Source organism: Sulfitobacter sp. TMED3, assembly GCF_002167505.1.
Lineage (GTDB): Bacteria > Pseudomonadota > Alphaproteobacteria > Rhodobacterales > Rhodobacteraceae > Sulfitobacter > Sulfitobacter pontiacus.
Window position 1 is genome coordinate 1 of record NZ_NHBI01000063.1, and the last position, 18,423, is coordinate 18,423.

At 61.4% G+C, this 18,423-nt stretch carries 18 protein-coding genes; 11 read left to right on the plus strand and 7 right to left on the minus strand.

Features of this window, described 5'->3' with window-relative positions; genetic code table 11:
• The 6 genes from CBB63_RS14855 to glmM form a co-directional block, all read left to right on the plus strand.
• The coding region (locus tag CBB63_RS14855; protein WP_286699698.1) for a DALR anticodon-binding domain-containing protein at positions 1 to 237 on the plus strand (237 nt) is incomplete at its 5' end.
• A 104-nt stretch (positions 238 to 341) separates the two neighbouring features.
• Complete coding sequence (locus CBB63_RS14860) at positions 342 to 2,864, plus strand: putative PEP-binding protein (protein WP_286699724.1); 2,523 nt, start codon at positions 342 to 344, stop codon at positions 2,862 to 2,864.
• Positions 2,865 to 2,992: 128 nt separating this feature from the next.
• Positions 2,993 to 3,628, plus strand: coding sequence for a cell wall hydrolase (locus CBB63_RS14865; RefSeq protein WP_037944544.1), 636 nt, complete (start codon positions 2,993 to 2,995; stop codon positions 3,626 to 3,628).
• Positions 3,629 to 3,736: 108 nt separating this feature from the next.
• The gene (locus CBB63_RS14870; protein ID WP_286699699.1) at positions 3,737 to 4,660 is read left to right on the plus strand and encodes a dihydroneopterin aldolase; all 924 of its coding nucleotides are present in this window, start codon (positions 3,737 to 3,739) and stop codon (positions 4,658 to 4,660) included.
• A 3-nt stretch (positions 4,661 to 4,663) separates the two neighbouring features.
• Complete coding sequence (gene folP / locus CBB63_RS14875) at positions 4,664 to 5,680, plus strand: dihydropteroate synthase (RefSeq protein WP_286699700.1); 1,017 nt, start codon at positions 4,664 to 4,666, stop codon at positions 5,678 to 5,680.
• Complete coding sequence (gene glmM / locus CBB63_RS14880; RefSeq protein WP_286699701.1) at positions 5,677 to 7,023, plus strand: phosphoglucosamine mutase; 1,347 nt, start codon at positions 5,677 to 5,679, stop codon at positions 7,021 to 7,023. The genes folP and glmM overlap by 4 nt, the downstream gene beginning before the upstream one ends.
• A 120-nt stretch (positions 7,024 to 7,143) precedes the next feature.
• Here the strand turns inward: glmM and CBB63_RS14885 are convergent, their stop codons facing one another.
• Positions 7,144 to 8,070: a DMT family transporter gene (locus CBB63_RS14885; protein WP_286699702.1), complete on the minus strand. Its 927-nt coding sequence runs from the start codon at positions 8,068 to 8,070 to the stop codon at positions 7,144 to 7,146.
• A 104-nt stretch (positions 8,071 to 8,174) separates the two neighbouring features.
• The gene (ilvC, locus tag CBB63_RS14890) at positions 8,175 to 9,197 is read right to left on the minus strand and encodes a ketol-acid reductoisomerase (RefSeq protein ID WP_286699703.1); all 1,023 of its coding nucleotides are present in this window, start codon (positions 9,195 to 9,197) and stop codon (positions 8,175 to 8,177) included.
• Between the two features lie 135 nt (positions 9,198 to 9,332).
• On the opposite strand from ilvC, the gene CBB63_RS14895 reads away from it, so the two are divergent.
• The 3 genes from CBB63_RS14895 to CBB63_RS14905 all read left to right on the plus strand — a co-directional run bounded on the left by CBB63_RS14895 (position 9,333) and on the right by CBB63_RS14905 (position 11,423).
• Positions 9,333 to 9,788: an Lrp/AsnC family transcriptional regulator gene (locus tag CBB63_RS14895; RefSeq protein WP_286699704.1), complete on the plus strand. Its 456-nt coding sequence runs from the start codon at positions 9,333 to 9,335 to the stop codon at positions 9,786 to 9,788.
• Positions 9,785 to 10,246 (plus strand): Lrp/AsnC family transcriptional regulator, encoded by a 462-nt coding sequence (locus tag CBB63_RS14900; protein WP_286699705.1) that lies wholly within the window; start codon positions 9,785 to 9,787, stop codon positions 10,244 to 10,246. The genes CBB63_RS14895 and CBB63_RS14900 overlap by 4 nt, the downstream gene beginning before the upstream one ends.
• Before the next feature lie 49 nt (positions 10,247 to 10,295).
• Positions 10,296 to 11,423 (plus strand): aminotransferase class V-fold PLP-dependent enzyme, encoded by a 1,128-nt coding sequence (locus CBB63_RS14905; RefSeq protein WP_286699706.1) that lies wholly within the window; start codon positions 10,296 to 10,298, stop codon positions 11,421 to 11,423.
• An 18-nt stretch (positions 11,424 to 11,441) separates the two neighbouring features.
• Here CBB63_RS14905 and CBB63_RS14910 read toward each other — a convergent pair whose 3' ends face one another.
• Both CBB63_RS14910 and CBB63_RS14915 read right to left on the minus strand, forming a co-directional pair.
• Positions 11,442 to 12,644, minus strand: a complete 1,203-nt coding sequence (locus CBB63_RS14910; RefSeq protein ID WP_286699707.1) for a UbiH/UbiF family hydroxylase — start codon at positions 12,642 to 12,644, stop codon at positions 11,442 to 11,444.
• Positions 12,645 to 12,653: 9 nt separating this feature from the next.
• Positions 12,654 to 13,301: a pyrimidine 5'-nucleotidase gene (locus CBB63_RS14915; protein ID WP_286699708.1), complete on the minus strand. Its 648-nt coding sequence runs from the start codon at positions 13,299 to 13,301 to the stop codon at positions 12,654 to 12,656.
• Between the two features lie 98 nt (positions 13,302 to 13,399).
• Here CBB63_RS14915 and CBB63_RS14920 point away from each other — a divergent pair, with 98 nt between their 5' ends.
• Positions 13,400 to 14,053: a GntR family transcriptional regulator gene (locus CBB63_RS14920; protein WP_286699709.1), complete on the plus strand. Its 654-nt coding sequence runs from the start codon at positions 13,400 to 13,402 to the stop codon at positions 14,051 to 14,053.
• On the opposite strand, the gene CBB63_RS14925 is transcribed toward CBB63_RS14920, so the two are convergent.
• Positions 14,050 to 15,999, minus strand: coding sequence for a glycosyltransferase (locus CBB63_RS14925; RefSeq protein WP_502695950.1), 1,950 nt, complete (start codon positions 15,997 to 15,999; stop codon positions 14,050 to 14,052). The two genes, CBB63_RS14920 and CBB63_RS14925, sit on opposite strands and share 4 nt — an antisense overlap.
• A gap of 64 nt (positions 16,000 to 16,063) precedes the next feature.
• Positions 16,064 to 17,224 carry a glutamine-hydrolyzing carbamoyl-phosphate synthase small subunit gene (carA, locus tag CBB63_RS14930; protein WP_005854180.1) on the minus strand — a complete coding sequence of 387 codons (1,161 nt, stop codon included), beginning with the start codon at positions 17,222 to 17,224 and terminating at the stop codon, positions 16,064 to 16,066.
• A 199-nt stretch (positions 17,225 to 17,423) separates the two neighbouring features.
• On the opposite strand from carA, the gene CBB63_RS14935 reads away from it, so the two are divergent.
• Positions 17,424 to 17,882 carry a GatB/YqeY domain-containing protein gene (locus CBB63_RS14935; RefSeq protein WP_286699711.1) on the plus strand — a complete coding sequence of 153 codons (459 nt, stop codon included), beginning with the start codon at positions 17,424 to 17,426 and terminating at the stop codon, positions 17,880 to 17,882.
• A 3-nt stretch (positions 17,883 to 17,885) separates the two neighbouring features.
• On the opposite strand, the gene CBB63_RS14940 is transcribed toward CBB63_RS14935, so the two are convergent.
• Positions 17,886 to 18,368: a DUF2244 domain-containing protein gene (locus CBB63_RS14940; protein WP_286699712.1), complete on the minus strand. Its 483-nt coding sequence runs from the start codon at positions 18,366 to 18,368 to the stop codon at positions 17,886 to 17,888.
• Positions 18,369 to 18,423 lie beyond the last annotated feature (55 nt).

The following is an 18,423-nucleotide window of genomic DNA, read 5'->3' on the forward strand; positions in this document are numbered from 1 at the left end:
GCCCTGTTTGCCGCCCTTGATACCGCAGAGGCGCAGATCAAACCGGCGATGGAGGCACAGGATTTCGGCACAGCCATGTCCGCGATGGCGTCCTTGCGCGGCCCGATTGATGCTTTCTTTGACGCGGTGCAGGTGAACTCTGATAATGCGACGGTCCGGCGCAACCGGTTGAACCTGCTCAGCCGTATCCGCACGATCTGTAGCTCGGTCGCGGATCTGACGAAAATCGACGGGTAACGCAGCAGACCCGACACGTGGGCAAGGCGATCACGCCTTGCCACACCACGGCGAAAGCCTATGCTGCGCAGGAACCAAAAGGTGCCGCAGTGCAGAAAGCCGCCATGACAACCCTTGTGACCCAAACCGCCCCCATTGCGAATGATACGCATGGGGGGCGTGCGAAATGTCTGCAACGTCTGGTCCGTCTTGATCTGCCGGTGCCGCGCACCGTGGCGCTGCCCTTTGATGTCGTGCTCGAGATCGCGCAGGGGCAGATCCCCGATCTGCAAGCGGTCGCTGATGAATTCCCCCAAGACGCGCTGCTATGCGTGCGCCCCTCTAGCCAGGACCCGGATTGGGGCGGGCCGGGGGCGGTGATGAACATCGGCATGAACGATGACCGCTATGCCGACTATTGCGAACGCATGGGCGAGGGGCCCGCATCGGCGCTTTATACCCGTTTCGTGCAATCCTATGCCGTCAATGTGGCGCGGCTGGACCCCGATATGTTCGACGACGTCGAAGGCGACGGGCGCGAGGCGCTGCTGCAATCCCTGCGCGCCTACGAGCTTGAGACCGAAGAAAGCTTTCCCCAGGACCGTGTGACCCAGTTGACCGCCGTGCTTAGTTCCATGGCGCGGGCGTGGGAGGGCACCTCGGCGCGGCTGTTGCGCCAGGCCAAGGGGGCACCTGCAGATGCGGGGCTGGGCCTGATCGTGCAGCAGATGGTGTTCGGTGTGGGCACGGGGATTTGCGGCTCCGGCGTGTTGCAACTGGTGGACAGCACCACCGGCCTGCCACAGATCACCGGGCGGTACCTGAGCCAGTCGCAGGGGCGCGACGCCTTGCAGGACACCGCCGATGCGCTTTACCTGACGCGCGATCCACGCGGCCCGTCGCTTGAGGAACACGCCCCCGAAGCTTTCGAGATGCTCAAACAGCACGCGGCGCTGATGCGGGTGCGGCTGCGCGCCGAGATGCAGGTGGAATTCGTCATCTCTGACGGAGAGTTGTTTATCCTTGATGGCGTGCGCGTGTCGCGGTCCTCGCGGGCGGCGGTGCGGATCGCGGTGGCGCTGGCGGACGAAGGGATCATCCCCCGCGAAGAGGCGCTGATGCGTGTCCAGCCCCGCACCCTGACAGAGCTGTTGCACCGGCAGGTTGACCCACGGGTGAAACGCGATGTGATCGGGCGCGGCATTGCCGCCAGCCCCGGTGCCGCCACCGGCCGGATCGTGTTCAACGCGAATGACGCGCAAGCCAGTGCCGCACGGGGCGAGAAATGTATTCTGGTGCGCCGCGAAACCTCGCCCGAGGATATTCGCGGGATGCACGCCGCCCAAGCCGTGCTGACCGAACGCGGTGGCATCACCAGCCACGCCGCGGTGATCGGGCGGGGCATGGGCTTGCCCTGCGTCGTCGGCGCCTCGTCGATGCGGTTCGATCTGGTCAAGGGGGTGATCACGGCCCCTGACGGGCGGATGTTCAAGGCAGGCGATGAAATCACCCTCGACGGCACCTCGGGAGAGGTGCTGTGCGGGGCCGCGGATATGCTTGAGCCGCTGCTGGACGCGACCTTCCAAAAGCTCATGTCCTGGGCCGAAGACGCGGCCGACATCGGGATACGTGCCAATGCCGACACCCCTGCCGACGCGCAAACCGCGCGCAATTTCGACGCGCAGGGGATCGGGCTGTGCCGGACAGAGCATATGTTCTTTGACCCCAGCCGCCTGACCGTGATGCGCGAGATGATCTTTGCCGATACCAGCGAAGGCCGCCGCGCCGTGCTAGAACGCTTGCTGCCAATGCAACGCGATGATTTCATTCAGCTTTTCCGCATCATGCAGGGTCAGCCGGTGTGCATCCGTCTGTTCGATCCGCCCTTGCACGAATTCCTGCCTTCGACCCGCACCGGTCAACGCGATCTGGCCGAGGCGCTGGATTTGCCGCTGTCCAACGTGACCCGGCGGATTGAGGCTATGACCGAATATAACCCGATGCTCGGCCTGCGCGGCGTGCGTCTTGGCGTGACGGTGCCCGAAATCTACGAGATGCAGGCCCGTGCGATCTTTGAGGCTACGATCGAAGCCAGCCGCGATGGCGACCCCGTGGTGCCCGAGATCATGATCCCGCTTGTTTCAGCCAAACGCGAGGTTGAGCTGATCAAGGCCAGCGTCGACAAGATCGCAACGGCTGTGAAATCCGAACGCGGCGCGACCTTTACCTACCGTTTGGGCGTGATGGTCGAAACACCCCGTGCCGCCCTGCGCGCCGGAGAGATTTCGCCCCATTGTTCCTTCCTCAGTTTCGGGACAAACGACCTGACGCAGATGACCTATGGGTTGAGCCGCGATGACGCGGGACGGTTCATGTCGACCTACGTGCAGCAGGGCGTTTTCCCCGAAGATCCGTTCCATATGCTGGACCGTGATGGCGTCGGAGAGTTGCTTCAGCTTGGTGCCGCGCGGGGGCGGGAAGCACAACCTGGGATTACCTTGTCGATCTGCGGAGAGCACGGCGGCAACCCCGAATCGATTGCTTTTTGCCGTGCAGCGGGATTTGACTACGTTTCTTGCTCACCTTTCCGTGTTCCGGTCGCCAGATTGGCGGCGGCGCAGCTCGCAATCGCGGACAAGATCGGGTAGTTTTGCGCGGCTGATCGCCTATATGTTGTTTTCCTGTGCGGGTTCCCGCGCAGGCGGTTTCGGCAGGGTTTACGCTTGGTGCCAGTTTGGGTAGGGGGCGCTGTCCGAAACTACTTGCGAGGCGCTCAATGCGTTCTTTTCAGAAATTCTCGTCCTGCGCTCTGCTGGCGCTGTCTTTGCTTGCTCCTGCCGTGGCGTCCGCCAGCCCGCAACAGGCCAAAGCACTGGCTGACATCGAAGCCAAAGGGCTGCGCTCTGTCGGGTCGGAACGTCTGGAGAGCATGATCGCATCGAACAACGCAAGCGAGGTGGAGTTCACGCGCGCATGGCTGGCCGAACAGCCGAAAGCATCGGGCGGCGAACAATGGCGCTGTCTGGCAGAGGCGCTGTACTTTGAAGCGCGCGGCGAGACGGTGAAGGGCCAGTTCGCTGTGGCCGAAGTGATCATGAACCGTGTGAAGTCCGCGCAGTTTCCCGGGTCTTTGTGCAGCGTGATCAATCAGGGGACAGGCCGCAAGTACCAGTGCCAGTTCACCTACACCTGCGATGGCAATGCCGAAGTGATCGCCGAACCGCGCGCCTATGCGCAGGTTGGCAAGGTCGCGCGGGCGGTTCTGGACGGCAAGGCACCATCGCTGACCGGCGGGGCAACGTATTATCATACCACCGCCGTAAGCCCCCGTTGGTCGCGCGTCTTTACCCGCACCACCAAGATCGGCGTGCACATGTTCTATCGTGACGGCGTTCAGACCGCGTCGAACTAAGCGGCGTTTCTGTCGTCTTTGACGGCTGGCCAGCCGTGTCTGGCTTTGGTACATCCGCGCAAACGGTCTAGGATCGTTTGCGAGTGAGACAAGCAAAGGCCCAAACCCATGACAAGTGACACGCGGCTTGCCTTTGCGCACCCGTCCGAACGCGCTGCTGCGACGGCGGGGCCTGAACCTCTGGACCGGATTTCCCTGCGCGATCATATCGTTGAGGTCGAGATCGGCGCCTTTCAGGCCGAACGTGGTGTAACGCAGCGCATCTGTTTCAATGTCGTCGTCGAGGTGCAGCCGCTGACCGGCCCCGTGGACGACGATGTGGACCGTATCCTGTCCTACGACCGCGTGACCGAAGCTATCGCCTATGAGCTGTCGGACGAACGGCTGAACCTGCTCGAGACGCTGGCCGAACGGGTCGCGGATCGTATCCTGCTGGAACGGCAGGCGATGCGGGTGTTTGTGCGCATCGAAAAGCTGGACCGTGGCCCCGGTGCTTTGGGCGTCGAGATCGTGCGCGCCCGTGATGATACCCCCGACAGTCAGGCCGAAGCGCGCGAGGTGCCACACCCCGAGCTGGTCTATCTGAGCAATGATGCCATCGCCTCGCCGCATCTGGCGGGGTGGCTGGACCAGTTGCACCAGATGGGGCGGCCCTTGATCCTATGTGTCGGCGCTTCGGACACCGCCGCGCCGCAGGTCGGGCATAAAATGGCGCAGCGCCGCATTGATCTGCTGGCGATTGAACAGAANGCCTGGGTGCTGGCCGCAAAGGATGATCGCTGNGTTGTNGTGGCGACGCGGACAGAGCTGGATTGGGCNATGAAGAACGGCCAGACGAGNGTTTGGGCNCCGTCGAAGATCGTGCTTGATAGCGTGGATACCCCCTCGGCGCAGCCGCGCGATGCCGTGGCCCTGGCCGCGTGGTTCGCCGCCAGTTTCGACGCGACAGAGATGTTGGTGATCGGGGCGGACCTGCCGGCTGACGCCTCTGTTCCGCTGCGCGCCGTNGCGGTGGACCANGNCAGGCTGTGAGACATGACCGATTATTTNCGACCTCTCGTCCAGATCGGCCCCGCGCGGCCTGACACNGCGNTGTCTCTCGCNGGGGGGTGGGGCTGGTTCACCCATGCCGAGGTCTTGTCGCGCAGCACGCCGCCNCGNGTTGTNCCCGCGGCCGATATCCCGGCNANCGTGATGGCANGGCTGACCGCGCCCNGACCCGCGATGGCAGGGCTGACGCTGGACCGCCCGCGCATCATGGGCATTCTGAACACGACGCCCGATAGTTTCTCGGACGGGGGGCAGCATAATGCCGTGCCCGATGCGCTGCGCGTCGCNCAANAGATGGTNGCCGCCGGCGCGGATATTCTGGACATTGGCGGCGAGTCCACGCGCCCCGGCGCGGATTTTGTGCCCGTCTCCGAAGAGATCACGCGCACCNCTCCNGTCATCGCCGCATTGCGGGGGGCGGGGATGCACACGCCGATCTCTATCGATACCCGCAAGGCCGCCGTGGCCGAGGCCGCGGTCAGCGCTGGTGCCAATCTGGTAAACGACGTGTCNGGNTTCACNTNTGATCCCGCCCTNGGNCCNCTGTGTCAAAAACTGGCGCTGCCGGTTTGCGTTATGCATGCCCAAGGCGATCCCGCGACCATGCATCTGGACCCACAGTATGATAACGTGCTGCTTGATGTTTTTGACGCGCTGGAGCGGCAGATCAGCATGCTGGAGGCATCAGGCATCCCGCGGGGGGCCATTCTGGCGGACCCGGGCATCGGGTTTGGCAAGACGCAGGATCACAATCTGGCTCTGCTGGCGCGGCTGAGCCTGTTTCACGCTTTGGGGACGCCTATCCTGCTAGGCGTTTCGCGCAAACGGTTCATCGGAACGATCGGCAACGCGCCGCAGGCACAGGACCGCGCGCCGGGGTCGATCGCCGTGGCGCTTGCAGGATTGGGGCAGGGTGTGCAAATGATCCGTGTGCATGACGTNGACGACACCCGCCAAGCGGTCGCTCTGTGGCATGCCGCATATTTTGGGAGCATTTTATGACAAAATTATTTGGAACAGACGGTATTCGCGGAAAGGCCAATGTGCATCCGATGACAGCCGAGGTCGCCCTGAAAATCGGGGCCGCTGTGGGGCGCTATTTTAGCGCNGGTCGTGACGGTGTGCACCGTGTGGTGATTGGTAAGGACACGCGGTTGTCGGGCTATATGTTCGAAAACGCGCTGACGGCGGGGCTGACGTCCTCGGGGATGAATGTGCTGCTGCTGGGGCCGGTGCCCACGCCTGCGGTCGGGCTGCTGACGCGGTCGATGCGGGCTGATCTGGGGGTGATGATCTCGGCCAGNCACAATCCGGCGACGGACAATGGCATCAAGTTCTTCGGCCCNGACGGNTTCAAGCTGAGCGACGCTGTNGANGCAGAGATCGAGGCGCTGATCGAAGGCGGNGTGGAGTTGAACCCCGCCGANAANATNGGCCGTGCCAAGCGGATCGATGACGGGCGGTTCCGCTATGTCGAGCGGGTNAAGTCATCGTTCCCGCGCCAGATGCGTCTGGACGGGCTGAAGGTCGTGATCGACTGCGCCAATGGGGCCGCACACCGCGTCGCCCCCGAAACCCTGTGGGANNTNGGGGCCGAGGTGATCGAGATTGGCGTGTCGCCGAACGGNTTCAACATCAACGAGAANTGCGGCTCGACCCACCCCGAACGNGCNGCAGCGGCNGTGGTNGAGCACGGTGCCCATGTGGGCATTTGTCTGGATGGCGACGCGGACCGCGTGATCCTGATTGACGAAACCGGCAAGGTCGGTGACGGGGATCAATTCATGGCCCTTATGGCGTCCCGTTGGGCGGCCGAAGACCGGCTGGCCAATGGCGCCTTGGTNGCCACCGTGATGAGCAACCTTGGCCTTGAANACTTCTTGCAGGGCAAGGGGCTACGGCTTGAGCGGACNTCNGTCGGCGACCGCTATGTGGTCGAGCGGATGCGCGAAGGCGGGTTCAATCTGGGCGGCGAGCAATCGGGCCATATCGTCATGACNGANCACGCCACCACGGGTGACGGTCTGATGGCGGGGCTGCAGTTTCTGGCAGAGATGATCCGGTCGGAAAAGACCTCGTCCGAGCTGCTGAATAACTTTGAACCCGTGCCGCAACTNCTTAAGAACGTNAGGTTTTCNGCCGGTCAGGTGCCGTTGGAAGACGCGCAGGTGCAAGGGGCCATCGCACAGGCCGANGCCGATCTGGCCGGTCAGGGGCGTTTGCTGATCCGCAAATCCGGCACCGAGCCGCTGGTNCGTGTGATGGCAGAACATGAAGACGCGCAGCTGATGGANCGNGCNGTCGATTCCGTGGTGGATGCGGTCACGGCGGCTGTCGCACCTTAANCTGATCGCAGGGTNGCTGGCGGGGGTGTCCTGCGCGGCGGCCCTGCCGCACCCTCGCGGGACGCGTCGCCTGCGGTGGCTGTGGGATGCCTTCGGCGAGGATTTAGAGCCATTTGGAAGCTAGGCGCGNGTGNGGGTGAACAGNCGGCGGAANGCGCCATATTGGCTGAGTGCGACGCCCGANAGGATCAGNNCCATCGCGTAGAGCAGGGATGGCGGCAGCGGTTCNTTCAGCAAGAGCGCGCCGAGGCAGACGGACCAGACGGGGACTTGGTAGTTCACCAGTGACATAAACACCGGGCCTGCGCTGCGGATCACCAGCACGCGAAGGAAGTTCGCGGCGGCGGTGGGGATCAGGCCCAGAAACGCCAGCGCCGCGAAGATGGACGGCGAGGGGCGGGGCGGTAGACCTTCGATGATGATCGCCATGGGAACGGTGATGCAGGTGGCAATGATCAGCAGGATGGTCGCAAGACCGATCGCGTCCACCGCGGACAGGCGGCGCATGATGATCGAGCTGGTGGCGTAGCACCCCGCCGCTCCCAGGCAGGCCAGACGCCCCTGGGTTTCAAGCGCGGTGCCNGTGCTTTCAAAGGCTTGCGCGCCGATCAGGATGACAACGCCGANAAAGCCCAGGGCAAANCCGATCACCTTGCGCGNGCTCATCGCTTCGCCCGGAACGAAGAAATGCGCAAGCGGCAGGATGATCAGCGCCGTCGCGGCCATGGTCACCCCCGCAAAGCCCGAGGTGACATATTGCTGACCCCANGCGAGCAGGCTGAACGGCACGGCAGAGCTNGCGGCACCGATNAAGATNACGGCCGCGATATCGCCGCGGGTGGGGGATTGGGTAAAGAGCCGAAAGCCGCGCAGACCCCAGATAACGATCATCACGGTGGCCGCGAACCCGACACGTGTGGCCGCGATCCAGAAGGGTGGCATTTCAGTCAGGGCGATTTCGGTCACCAGAAACGTGCCTCCCCAGATGAAGGCAAGCAGCAGGATCATCAGCCAGCTGGATTTGGTGATCTGGGGCGCGTCCGGCATGACATATCCTGTGGGAAANCTCGGCCCGCCAGATGTGACAGCCGGNTGCGCAAAAGAAAAGGCCCGGTGCAGAACCGGGCCTTTNCACATCGCTGCATCGGCGATCAGTTCTTGGATTTGTCGACCATCTTGCCGGCAGAGATCCAGGGCATCATTTCGCGCAGCTTGCCGCCGACGACTTCGATCTGATGTTCGTCATTGGCGCGACGCGAGGATTTCAGCGTGGGCTGACCGACGGAGTTTTCCAGCATGAAGTCACGCACGAATTTGCCCGACTGGATGTCGCTGAGAACGGCNTTCATGCGCGCTTTGGTCTCGTCGTAGGGCAGGATGCGCGGGCCGGAGACGTATTGGCCGTATTCCGCTGTGTTCGAGATCGAGTAGTCCATGTTGGCGATGCCGCCTTCATAGATCAGGTCAACGATCAGCTTGGTTTCGTGCAGNCATTCGAAATAGGCCATTTCGGGCTCGTAGCCGGCTTCGACCAGTGTTTCNAAGCCGCAGCGGATCAGTTCAACGATACCGCCGCACAGAACAGCCTGTTCGCCGAACAGATCGGTTTCACATTCTTCNCGGAAGTTGGTTTCGATGATGCCGGACCGGCCGCCACCGATGGCGGAGCAGTAGGACAGGCCGATTTCCAGCGCTTTGCCGGTGGCGTCGGTGTCTACCGCAACCAGGCAAGGCACGCCGCCGCCTTTGGTGTATTCGCCGCGCACAGTGTGGCCCGGGCCTTTGGGGGCCATCATGATCACATCAACGCCGGGTTTGGGTTCGATCAGGCCGAAGTGGACGTTCAACCCGTGGGCGAATGCGATCGCAGCGCCTTCGCGGATGTTGTCGTGCACGTATTTCTTGTAGGTTTCAGCCTGCANTTCGTCGGGCATGGTGAACATGATCACATCGGCCCAAGCTGCTGCTTCTGCGATTTCCATGACTTTCAGGCCTTCGCCTTCNGCNTTCGCTTTCGAAGCGGAGCCTTCGCGCAGCGCAACGACGAGGTTTTTCGCNCCGGANTCNCGCAGGTTCAGCGCGTGGGCGTGGCCCTGGGAGCCATAGCCGAGGATGGCGACTTTCTTGTCCTTGATCAGGTTCACATCGCAGTCACGGTCGTAATAAACGCGCATTGGGGCGTCCTTTCGGGTTCGTTGAAATCTAGGGAGACCATATCGAAGCTGGTGCGAGATGCTATTGCGGAATTGTGAGTTTATTTGGCAAAATGAAGATGGTAATGCGCNGTATGCGGTAAAAATGGAAAAATCATGCTTGATGATATGGATCGACGACTTCTGCGCCACTGGCAGGCGGATGCGGGGCTGTCGCCGGCGGAGTTGGCCGACCTTACGGGGTTAACTGCGGGTAAGGTGTCGCGGCGGATCACGCGCATGCAGGAAGCCGGAATTGTGCAGGGGGTGGCGGCTGTCATCGATTGGGCAGCATTGGGCTACACGGTCGAGGTGTCCTTGCGGATCACCTTGGACAAGACGCAGGGCANTGCCTTTGACCGCTTTCTTGAAGAGGCACGCNAACTGCCTGAGGTGATCGAGCTCCAGACCTTTCTGGGACGGGTGGATGTGCGCCTATCGGTAATTGCGCGGGATATGGCGCATTATCAGCAGATTTACCGGGAGGGTATTCTGACCTTGCCGCATATTGCCGATATCGAGGCGCTGATGCATGTGGCGCGGATCAAGTCAGAGGAGGCGTTACCGCTATGATCACGCTGGATGAGGTGGACCACCGGCTGATCCGGTCGCTTGNNCGNGATGCNACACAAAGNGCCGGTGCCNTGGGGCGTCATCTGGGGCTGTCGCAGCCTGCCACTTGGCGGCGGATCAAACGGTTGGAGGAGGCAGGCATCCTGCGCGGCAAGAGGTTGCGCTTGAACCGGGAGGCATTGGGGTTCGGCGTCACCGTCTTTCTTGGCGTCAAGCTTGCGACCAAGGGGCGGGTTAGCCTGGAGGATTTCGAACGCGCCGTCAGTGCCATCCCCGAGGTCCAAACGGTGGAGCATGTTCTGGGGCTATATGACTACCGTTTACGAGTTGTTGCGCGGGATCTGGCGGATTTCGAACGGGTCCTGCGGCGGCGGATCATGACCCTGCCGGGGGCGGGGGCGGTCGAGGCAAATGTGCTTCTAAGCGAGGAACGACTGACCGGACCNTTGGGCCTGTGACTTTACCGCGCGAGGGGCTATGTTCGCNCGAAACCATCAGGAGGATATCATGCCCGCTTTGCTAAATTCAGTTGACCCGGAAGGGCTTGAAGAGTTTTCGGTCGTGTTCACCGACCGGTCCTTGAACCATATGAGCGCNGTGTTCCAAGAGGTCATGCGCGACATCAGCNCTNTGCTCAAGGACGTNTACAAGGCCGATGCCGTGGCTGTCGTCCCCGGGGGCGGCACCTACGGGATGGAGGCGGTCGCCCGTCAGTTCGCACGGGGGGCCGAGGTGCTGGTCGTGCGCAACGGCTGGNTTTCCTATCGGTGGAGCCAGATCATCGANANCGGCGATCTGACCGGCAATGCCACCGTCATGAAGGCGCAGATGCAGGGCAACAGCACGCCCGCGCCCTTTGCCCCNAGCCCGATTGATGACGTTNTCAAAGCNATCGAGNCGCANAAGCCGCAGGTGGTTTTCGCACCTCATGTGGAGACCAGTGCGGGGGTGATCCTGCCCGATGACTATATCAAGCAGATGGCAGANGCGGCCCATGCCGTCGGCGCGCTGGTGGTGCTGGATTGCATCGCGTCGGGCTGCGCATGGGTGGATATGAAGGCGCTTGGCGTCGACGTATTGCTNTCNGCGCCGCAAAAGGGCTGGAGCGCTTCGCCCTCTGCCGGGCTGGTCATGATGTCGGATCGCGCNGTTGCACGCATGGGAGAGACAACATCGGACAGTTTTGCCATCGATCTGGCCAAGTGGCATAGCATTATGAAAGCCTATGAANATGGNGGCCACGCCTATCANGCGACCATGCCGACCGATGCGCTACGNCAATTCCGCGATACCATGCTTGAGACGAAATCCTACGGGTTTGACCGTCTGAAAGAGGCGCAGTGGCGTCTGGGGGATTCNGTGCGCAAGATGCTGGCGGAGAGGGGCGTTACCTCTGTCGCGGCGGAAGGTTTTGGCGCGCCGGGGGTGGTGGTGAGCTATACTGCGGATCCCTCCGTGCAAAACGGCAAGGCCTTTGCTGCCGAAGGGATGCAGATCGCCGCTGGTGTGCCNTTGATGTGTGACGAGCCGGAGGATTTCCAGACCTTCCGTCTGGGGCTGTTCGGTCTGGATAAGCTNTACGACGTGGATGCCACGCTGGCGCGGTTGGCNGCCGTGGTCGATAAGGTACTGTAAATNAAGGCGCGCGGCAGGTCAGCCCTGCCGCATNCCCAANCCCATCTCCATCANCATGCGCCGTACGGGGGGCAGGGCNTATAGCGCGCTGAGCCCTTTGGCACGNGCATCGCGGGCCAGNGGCGTTGTCGCCTGACTGGCGCGGTTCAAGAGGTCGATGCCGCGCAAGCGCAGNTGAATGTCGCCAAAACGCGCCTTGTGATAGGCGTCCAGCATGTGCTGGCTGCCCAGATCAGCGCCGTGCTTTTGCGCCAGTTCCAGCAGCGTTGCGATGTCTTGCAGCGACATGTTCAACCCCTGAGCGCCAATGGGGGGCATCACATGGGCGGCTTCTGCAATCAGGGCGATGCGTTCCGCCGAGAGACGCGCGGCATGCTGGCTGATGATTGGCCAGATCGCCCGTTCGGAGGCCAGCGTCAACGGGCCGAGCACATGGGCACTGCGGTCGGTCGCGGCTTGGGAAAACGCATCTGCGTCAAGCGCCATCCGCGCAAGGCAGGACGCGCCGTCATCCATCCACACCACGGCAGAGCAGGGCAGACCGTCGCGATCGGGCAGGGGTACAAGGGTGAAGGGGCCCCCGCTGCGGTGCACCTCGGTCGACACGTTTTCATGCGGGATCGGGTGTGTCACGGCAAAGGCAAGCGCCTTCTGGCCATAGCTTTGGCGGGTCACCTCAATACCGGCAGCGTCGCGCATGGGGCTGTCGCGCCCGTCTGCGGCAATCACGAGCTTGGTCGAAATTTTCGTGCCATCGCTGAGGCTTACGCGTGCGCCGGTGGTGCGGGTGAACAAGCTTGTGGTTGCGGTGCCGGGGCGGAAATCGACGTTCGGCAAAGCCTCTAGCCGCTCCAGAAGCGCGCGCCTTAGCAGCCAGTTCGGGAAGTTCCAGCCGAAAGGTTGGTCCGAAATATCGGAAGCATCAAAAGCGCGGCTGATCACCGGTGCATCGCCGTCACCGCCCGCATCCACAATACGCATCACCTGCAAAGGTGCCGCATGGTCTTCCAGATGGGCCCAGATGCCCGCTGCCTCAAGCACGCGGCGCGCCGGTTGCAGCATCGCGGTAGAGCGCATGTCGGCCCCTTTCGCCGCACCATCGGTGACGGGGGGCGTGGGGTCGACGCAGACNACGTTGAAACCCGCNGTGCCGAAAGCCGCTGCTGCCGTCAAACCGGCAATGCCGCCGCCCGAAATCAAGATATCACATGCCATCGTCATGCCCGTCAGTTAGCCCGTGATCTGTGCAAGAAAAGCCGAAAGATCATCGGTGTGGAAATGGATATGCGGCGCGGGCGCGGGGTGCTCGGCCACATGGACGGTGCCCATCCCCATGTCATGCGGGGCGATCAGGTTGCGGGGGTCGTCCTCGAACATCACGGCGGTGGTTGGNGTCAATGCGTCGGCGGCAAATATCAGGTCGTAGGCGGCGCGTTCGGGTTTGGGTAAAAATGANGCGTGTTCAACGCCGTAGATGGCATCGAACAGGCCCGACAGCCCCCGTGCGGCAATGACTTTTTCGGCGTAGGGGGCAGTGCCGTTGGTNNAGATGATCCGGCGCCCCGGCAGGGCGGCGATCCGCGCGGCNAGCAGAGGATCGGGGATCAGCGCGTCAAAGGAGATCTCGTGCACCTCGTGCAGATAGGGGCCGGGATCAAGGTCGTGTTCGCGCATCAGCCCGGCCAGCGTGGTGCCGTAGGTGTGCCAATAATGTCTGCGCAGATAATCCGCGCGCTGCTCATCGACGTTCAAGGCGGTCATCACCCAATGCGTCATCCGCTGTTCAATCTGGTCAAACAGGCGGGCGGATGGCGGGTATAATGTGTTATCAAGGTCAAAGACCCACGTATTCACATGAGAGAAAGAGGCGTGTGGCATGGGGACTTGCTACGCTGACCAGATGATCTGCGCAAGATCACGGGGTTGCGCAATTGGACGCGGGGGCTAAGGTGCCGGAGCCTTTTGAAAGAGAACCAATGACGACGCCACGCTCCGGACCCACAGACGCCTATTCCATGATCCTGGACGCGATTGACGTGGGCACCTATCGCCCCGGTGATCGGTTGGTGGAAAGCGAATTGGCCGAACGCTTCGGTGTCTCGAGAACGCCGGTTCGTGAAGCATTACAACGGCTTGAGACGCAATCCTTGCTCGCGCGGGACGGGCGGAGCCTGATCGTTGCATCNTTGGACCACAATCAGGTGGCCGAACTTTACGTCGTACGCGGCGAGTTGGAGGGGTTGGCCGCGCGGCTTGCCGCCCGTCACGCCACCGCTGAAGAAGTCCGCGTATTGCGCGAAATGGTCNAGGAAGACGACGCTTTTCGCGACAATCCAGCGGCGTTGGCGCGTGCGAACCGCCGATTTCACAAACAAATTCATCTCGCGTCGCACAACCGGTATCTGGTGCAGCAACTTGATCTGGTGCACCGGTCCATGGCGCTGATGGCGACATCGTCACTGGCCGTGGATGGGCGCGGTGCGATCGCGCAGGATGAACATGACCGCATTGTTCAGATGATCGAACAGCGTGACGAAGATGGTGCGGATGAAGCATTGCGCACGCATATTTCTGTCGCCTTCATGACGCGGCTCAAGCAAGAAGCGGCGCAGCGCAAAGACGAAGGCTAGGGTGGACGAAGTGGGGAGGCCGTAGACCCAATGGGGCTGGATTTATGTGGTACGCCATGTTCGGTCTTGTCCCAATAGAACGGCGTGACCACGAATTCATATAGCGCCTTATAGGCAGCGAAAGAGCCGAGTATAAAGTAAAATGGCAGGGTGATTGCCCAGGGTATAAGGTGGCGATGCTGCGGACCCGAAACCGCNGTCATCGCGACAGATATATTGAGGATTTCCGCGAAGAGGAAATATCCGAAAAGCCCGTAGAACACATCNGCGCCCAGTGTTGTNTGGACAGGATGCGCCGCGCCGAACAGCGGTAGNCANAANGACCAGAGCAGGGGGGCAAAGATNAACTGGCAGAACGTCGCGAGGAACANTACCTGCACGCCCANAAANCGAATAAGCCCGACATCACGGATCAGTTGGANGGGGGCACGGCTGTGCACGACCCATGTNATCAAGAAGCCTTTCAGCCATCGTGACCTTTGTTTGATCCACGGCCACGCACGAAAATTGGCCTCTTCGTAAGTGACAGTNGGCAGCAGGTCGGTTTTATANCCATGCCGNGCGAGGCGGACGCCAAGATCNGCATCTTCNGTGACGTTATGGGCGTCCCAGCCCCGCAGCTTCTCCAAAGCGGCGCGGCGGAAAAATAATGTGGTGCCGCCGAGGGGAATGATCAGCCCCAGATGCGCGACACCGGGTAGGATCACGCGCCACCAAGTTGCATATTCTAGCGTGAAACAGCGCGAGATCCAGTTGGTGCGCGCATTGTAAAAATCCAGAACGCCTTGCACACAAGCGACGTTTTTGTGAGCCTGATCAAAGTGTTGTACAACGCGGTTGATCTGGTCGGCCTCCGGCGCGTCCTCGGCATCCCACACGCCGATAATACTGCCGCTGCAAAATTCCAGCGCGTAGTTCAGGGCACGGGGTTTGGTGCGCAGTTTGCCTGCTTGGGGTACTTCGATCACGTCGAACCAAAAGGGCAGTTCGGTGCGCGCGATGGTGTTGCGGGTCATTTGATCGCCTTCCTCAAGCACCAGAACGATCTGCAACAGCGCCTTGGGATAGCTGAGCTGCGACAGGCGTGCGATCAAGGCGCTGGCAATCTCCTCCTCATGCAGAAGAGGGACGAGAACCGATACCTTTGGCCATCGTGTCGGGGCCGATGGCGGAGCGGGGTCTGAAAGCAGTGGTGTGTTACCCCACAGGCAGCGCGCCAGAAAGGCCGACAGACGTAGCGTCATGATCATCGTACTGCAGAACAATGCCCATAGAACAAACGCCGTAAACGTCACCGCGGGGAGTAACGCGAACAGCATGCTCGCGACAAAAATGACACCGGCGGCCCCAATACGCCGGCGCGGCCCGGCAACCCGCCATGTTCGGCAGCTTTCATGAGGGGGCACACGCTCCGCCGCGCGTTTGGCCAGCTCGGACCCGTAAAGCGCGGTGATCTGACGGTTGATCTGCGCGGGTTCTGCCAGCACCGGTACGATGTCCAGATCGCTGTTGCCGAAGGCCTCATGCGCAAGGGTATGAAGGGTATCCGGCCGGCTGGTCGCGACAAACAGCGTTTGTCCCATCCGCCGCCACGGCACAATCTTATGGTGCAAGCTGGCTTCGGCAGACAGATGGCGCGCAAGCACCGGTTTGGGCGGGTCTGCGTCAAGGTCGACCTGCTGGATCTGGTGTTGCAGTGCCAGTGCTTTGGTCACTTCACTGCGCGAGACAAGCCCTTGAGCCAGAAGGATTTCCCCAAGCGGTGCATCCAGATCGCGCTGCGCTTCAAGTGCGTGAACCAGATCGGCCTGATCGATCAACCCTGCGTCGACCAATATGCGCCCCAAGGGACGATAGCGCCCGCGCACACGCGCGGGACTGGGTGCTTTCAGATCTAATCCGAGGTTGCTCAACGGGCGAATCCCTTCCTGTCGGAATGGGACCACCTTGGGAGAGATGCCTTAATGGGATGTTAATTGCGGATGAAGAGAACGCCCGCAATTGTCAGGTTTAGCTGGCCCGCTCTGCCATCGCCGCGGCGAAGCGTTCAAACAGATAGAAACTGTCTTGCGGGCCGGGGCTCGCTTCGGGGTGGTGCTGAACGGACCAGACGGGCCGCCCCTCCATCCGGATGCCGCAGTTGGAGCCGTCAAACAACGACTGATGGGTTTCAACCACTCCGCTTGGCAGGCTTTGCGCATCGACGGCAAACCCATGGTTCATCGAAGTGATTTCGACCTTGCCGGTATCAATGTCCTTAACGGGGTGGTTCGCGCCGTGGTGACCGTGACCCATTTTGACCGTCTGCCCGCCAAGAGCCAGCGCAAGCATCTGGTGGCCAAGGCAAATGCCGAAAACCGGAAGCTCTGTCTTTTCGATGACATCCTTGATCATCGGCACAGCATACACGCCGGTCGCCGCCGGATCGCCGGGGCCGTTCGACAAGAAAACCCCGTCAGGATTATGCGCCATCACATCTTCATACGTGGCAGAGGCGGGCAGCACCGTGACGTCGCAGCCGGCCGAGGCAAGGCAGCGCAGGATGTTGCGCTTGGCACCGTAGTCGATCGCGACCACTTTATGAGGTGCGTTTTCCTGCGCAGTATAGCCGTCGGGCCAAGCCCACCGCATTTCATTCCAGCGGTAGGATTGTTTGCAGCTGACATCTTTCGCCAGATCCATGCCTTCCAGGCCCGCGAAACCGCGTGCTGCAGCGACAAGCGCTTCGACGTCGAAAACGCCGTCAGGATTATGCGCCAATGCCGCGTGAGGGGCCCCTTGCTGCCGGATGGCGCGGGTCAGGCGGCGTGTATCAATACCACCAATCGCGATACGCCCGCGCGATGCCAGCCATTCGGACAACGGCTGGACCGAACGCCAGTTGCTCGGGTCGGTGGGCATCCATTTGACAACCATCCCCGCTGCGACCGGATCGCCGGTTTCGTCATCTTCGGGGTTGGTGCCGGTATTGCCGATGTGGGGGAAGGTAAAGGTCACGATCTGCCCCGCGTAGGACGGGTCGGTCATGATTTCCTGATAGCCCGTCATCGCTGTATTAAAGCAAAGCTCGGCCACGGTCTCTCCCGTTGCGCCAAAGCCCATGCCGTAGAAAATCGATCCGTCCGCTAGCGCCAGGCAGGCAGTCGGACGAGGTGATGTGGTCGCGGTCATGTCGGGGGCCTCCAGCGGCAGGTATATGGAGCTAAACGGTGGCAACCTAAAGCCGCAGTTCGTCGGGGTCAATAGCAGGTTGAAAATGAAATATCGTTGTTATTCAATGGGTTGCGCGAGGCTTGTGGCATTGCCTGCGCCGCGNAATATCTCTATGTTGCACGGCTTAATACCCCCTAGGGTCAAAAGGACGATGGTAATGGTACTGCGCACTCGCATCTCGGATGCACTGAAACAGGCAATGAAAGACAAGGCGGCGGACCGGCTGTCGACCCTGCGGCTGATCAANGCGGCGATCAAGGATAAAGACATCGCGGCGCGCGCCGATGAGGGCGACACGGGTGTTGGCGATGCCGAAGTGCTCGCGATTTTAGGTAAAATGGCGAAACAACGTATGGAATCCGTACGCGCCTATGAAGAGGGCGGGCGGCTTGATCTTGCGGATCGCGAGCGTGAAGAGATCGCCGTGATCGAAGAGTTTCTGCCCCGTCAGCTGACCGAAGAAGAAACCGCCAAGGCCGTCGATGCCGCCATTGCNGAAGTGGGCGCGACATCGATCCGTGACATGGGCAAGGTGATCGGNCTGCTTAAAGGTAAGTACACGGGGCAAATGGATTTTGGCGCGGTTGGCCCCAAAGTGAAAGAGCGGCTGAGCTAAGGCTCAGCGCANCAGCGAACGGTTCAGCTCGTCATAAAGGGCGATCCTTTCTTCTTCGCTCAGGAAGGTCCCGATTTCGACCTCGCGGCCCATGCCGCGCAGGGTCACGTAATGGGGTACGGGGCCGTCTTTTTCATATTTCGTCACGACGGCCCAATGCCGGTTGCACTGCCATTCCTTGACCTCTCCGCGCGCGGTGCGATGGGATAAATGTGCTGTATTGTGGTCGAGCGTAAACACTTCTTCAATCTGTCTGGCCTTATGGTTGCGCTGTAGCGCCCAATACATTGCCGCGACGGCGGCNAGCATGAAAGGAAGAAGCCCCCACAGCAAAACAGTNCCCAACAGTGGCAGAACGGGGATCAGAATTAGGACGAANGTGANAAGGATAAAACTGGCGAATCCCTTTGCCGGCANGGATTGGTGCGGCCGCAGGCAAAGAACCTGNGTCGAGGCGTCGGGTCGTGTTTTCCATTCATAGGGCATGGGNGGTGTCCATCTGTCGTACCAAGCCTGAACGTAGCAGCAGAACGGGCCTGAT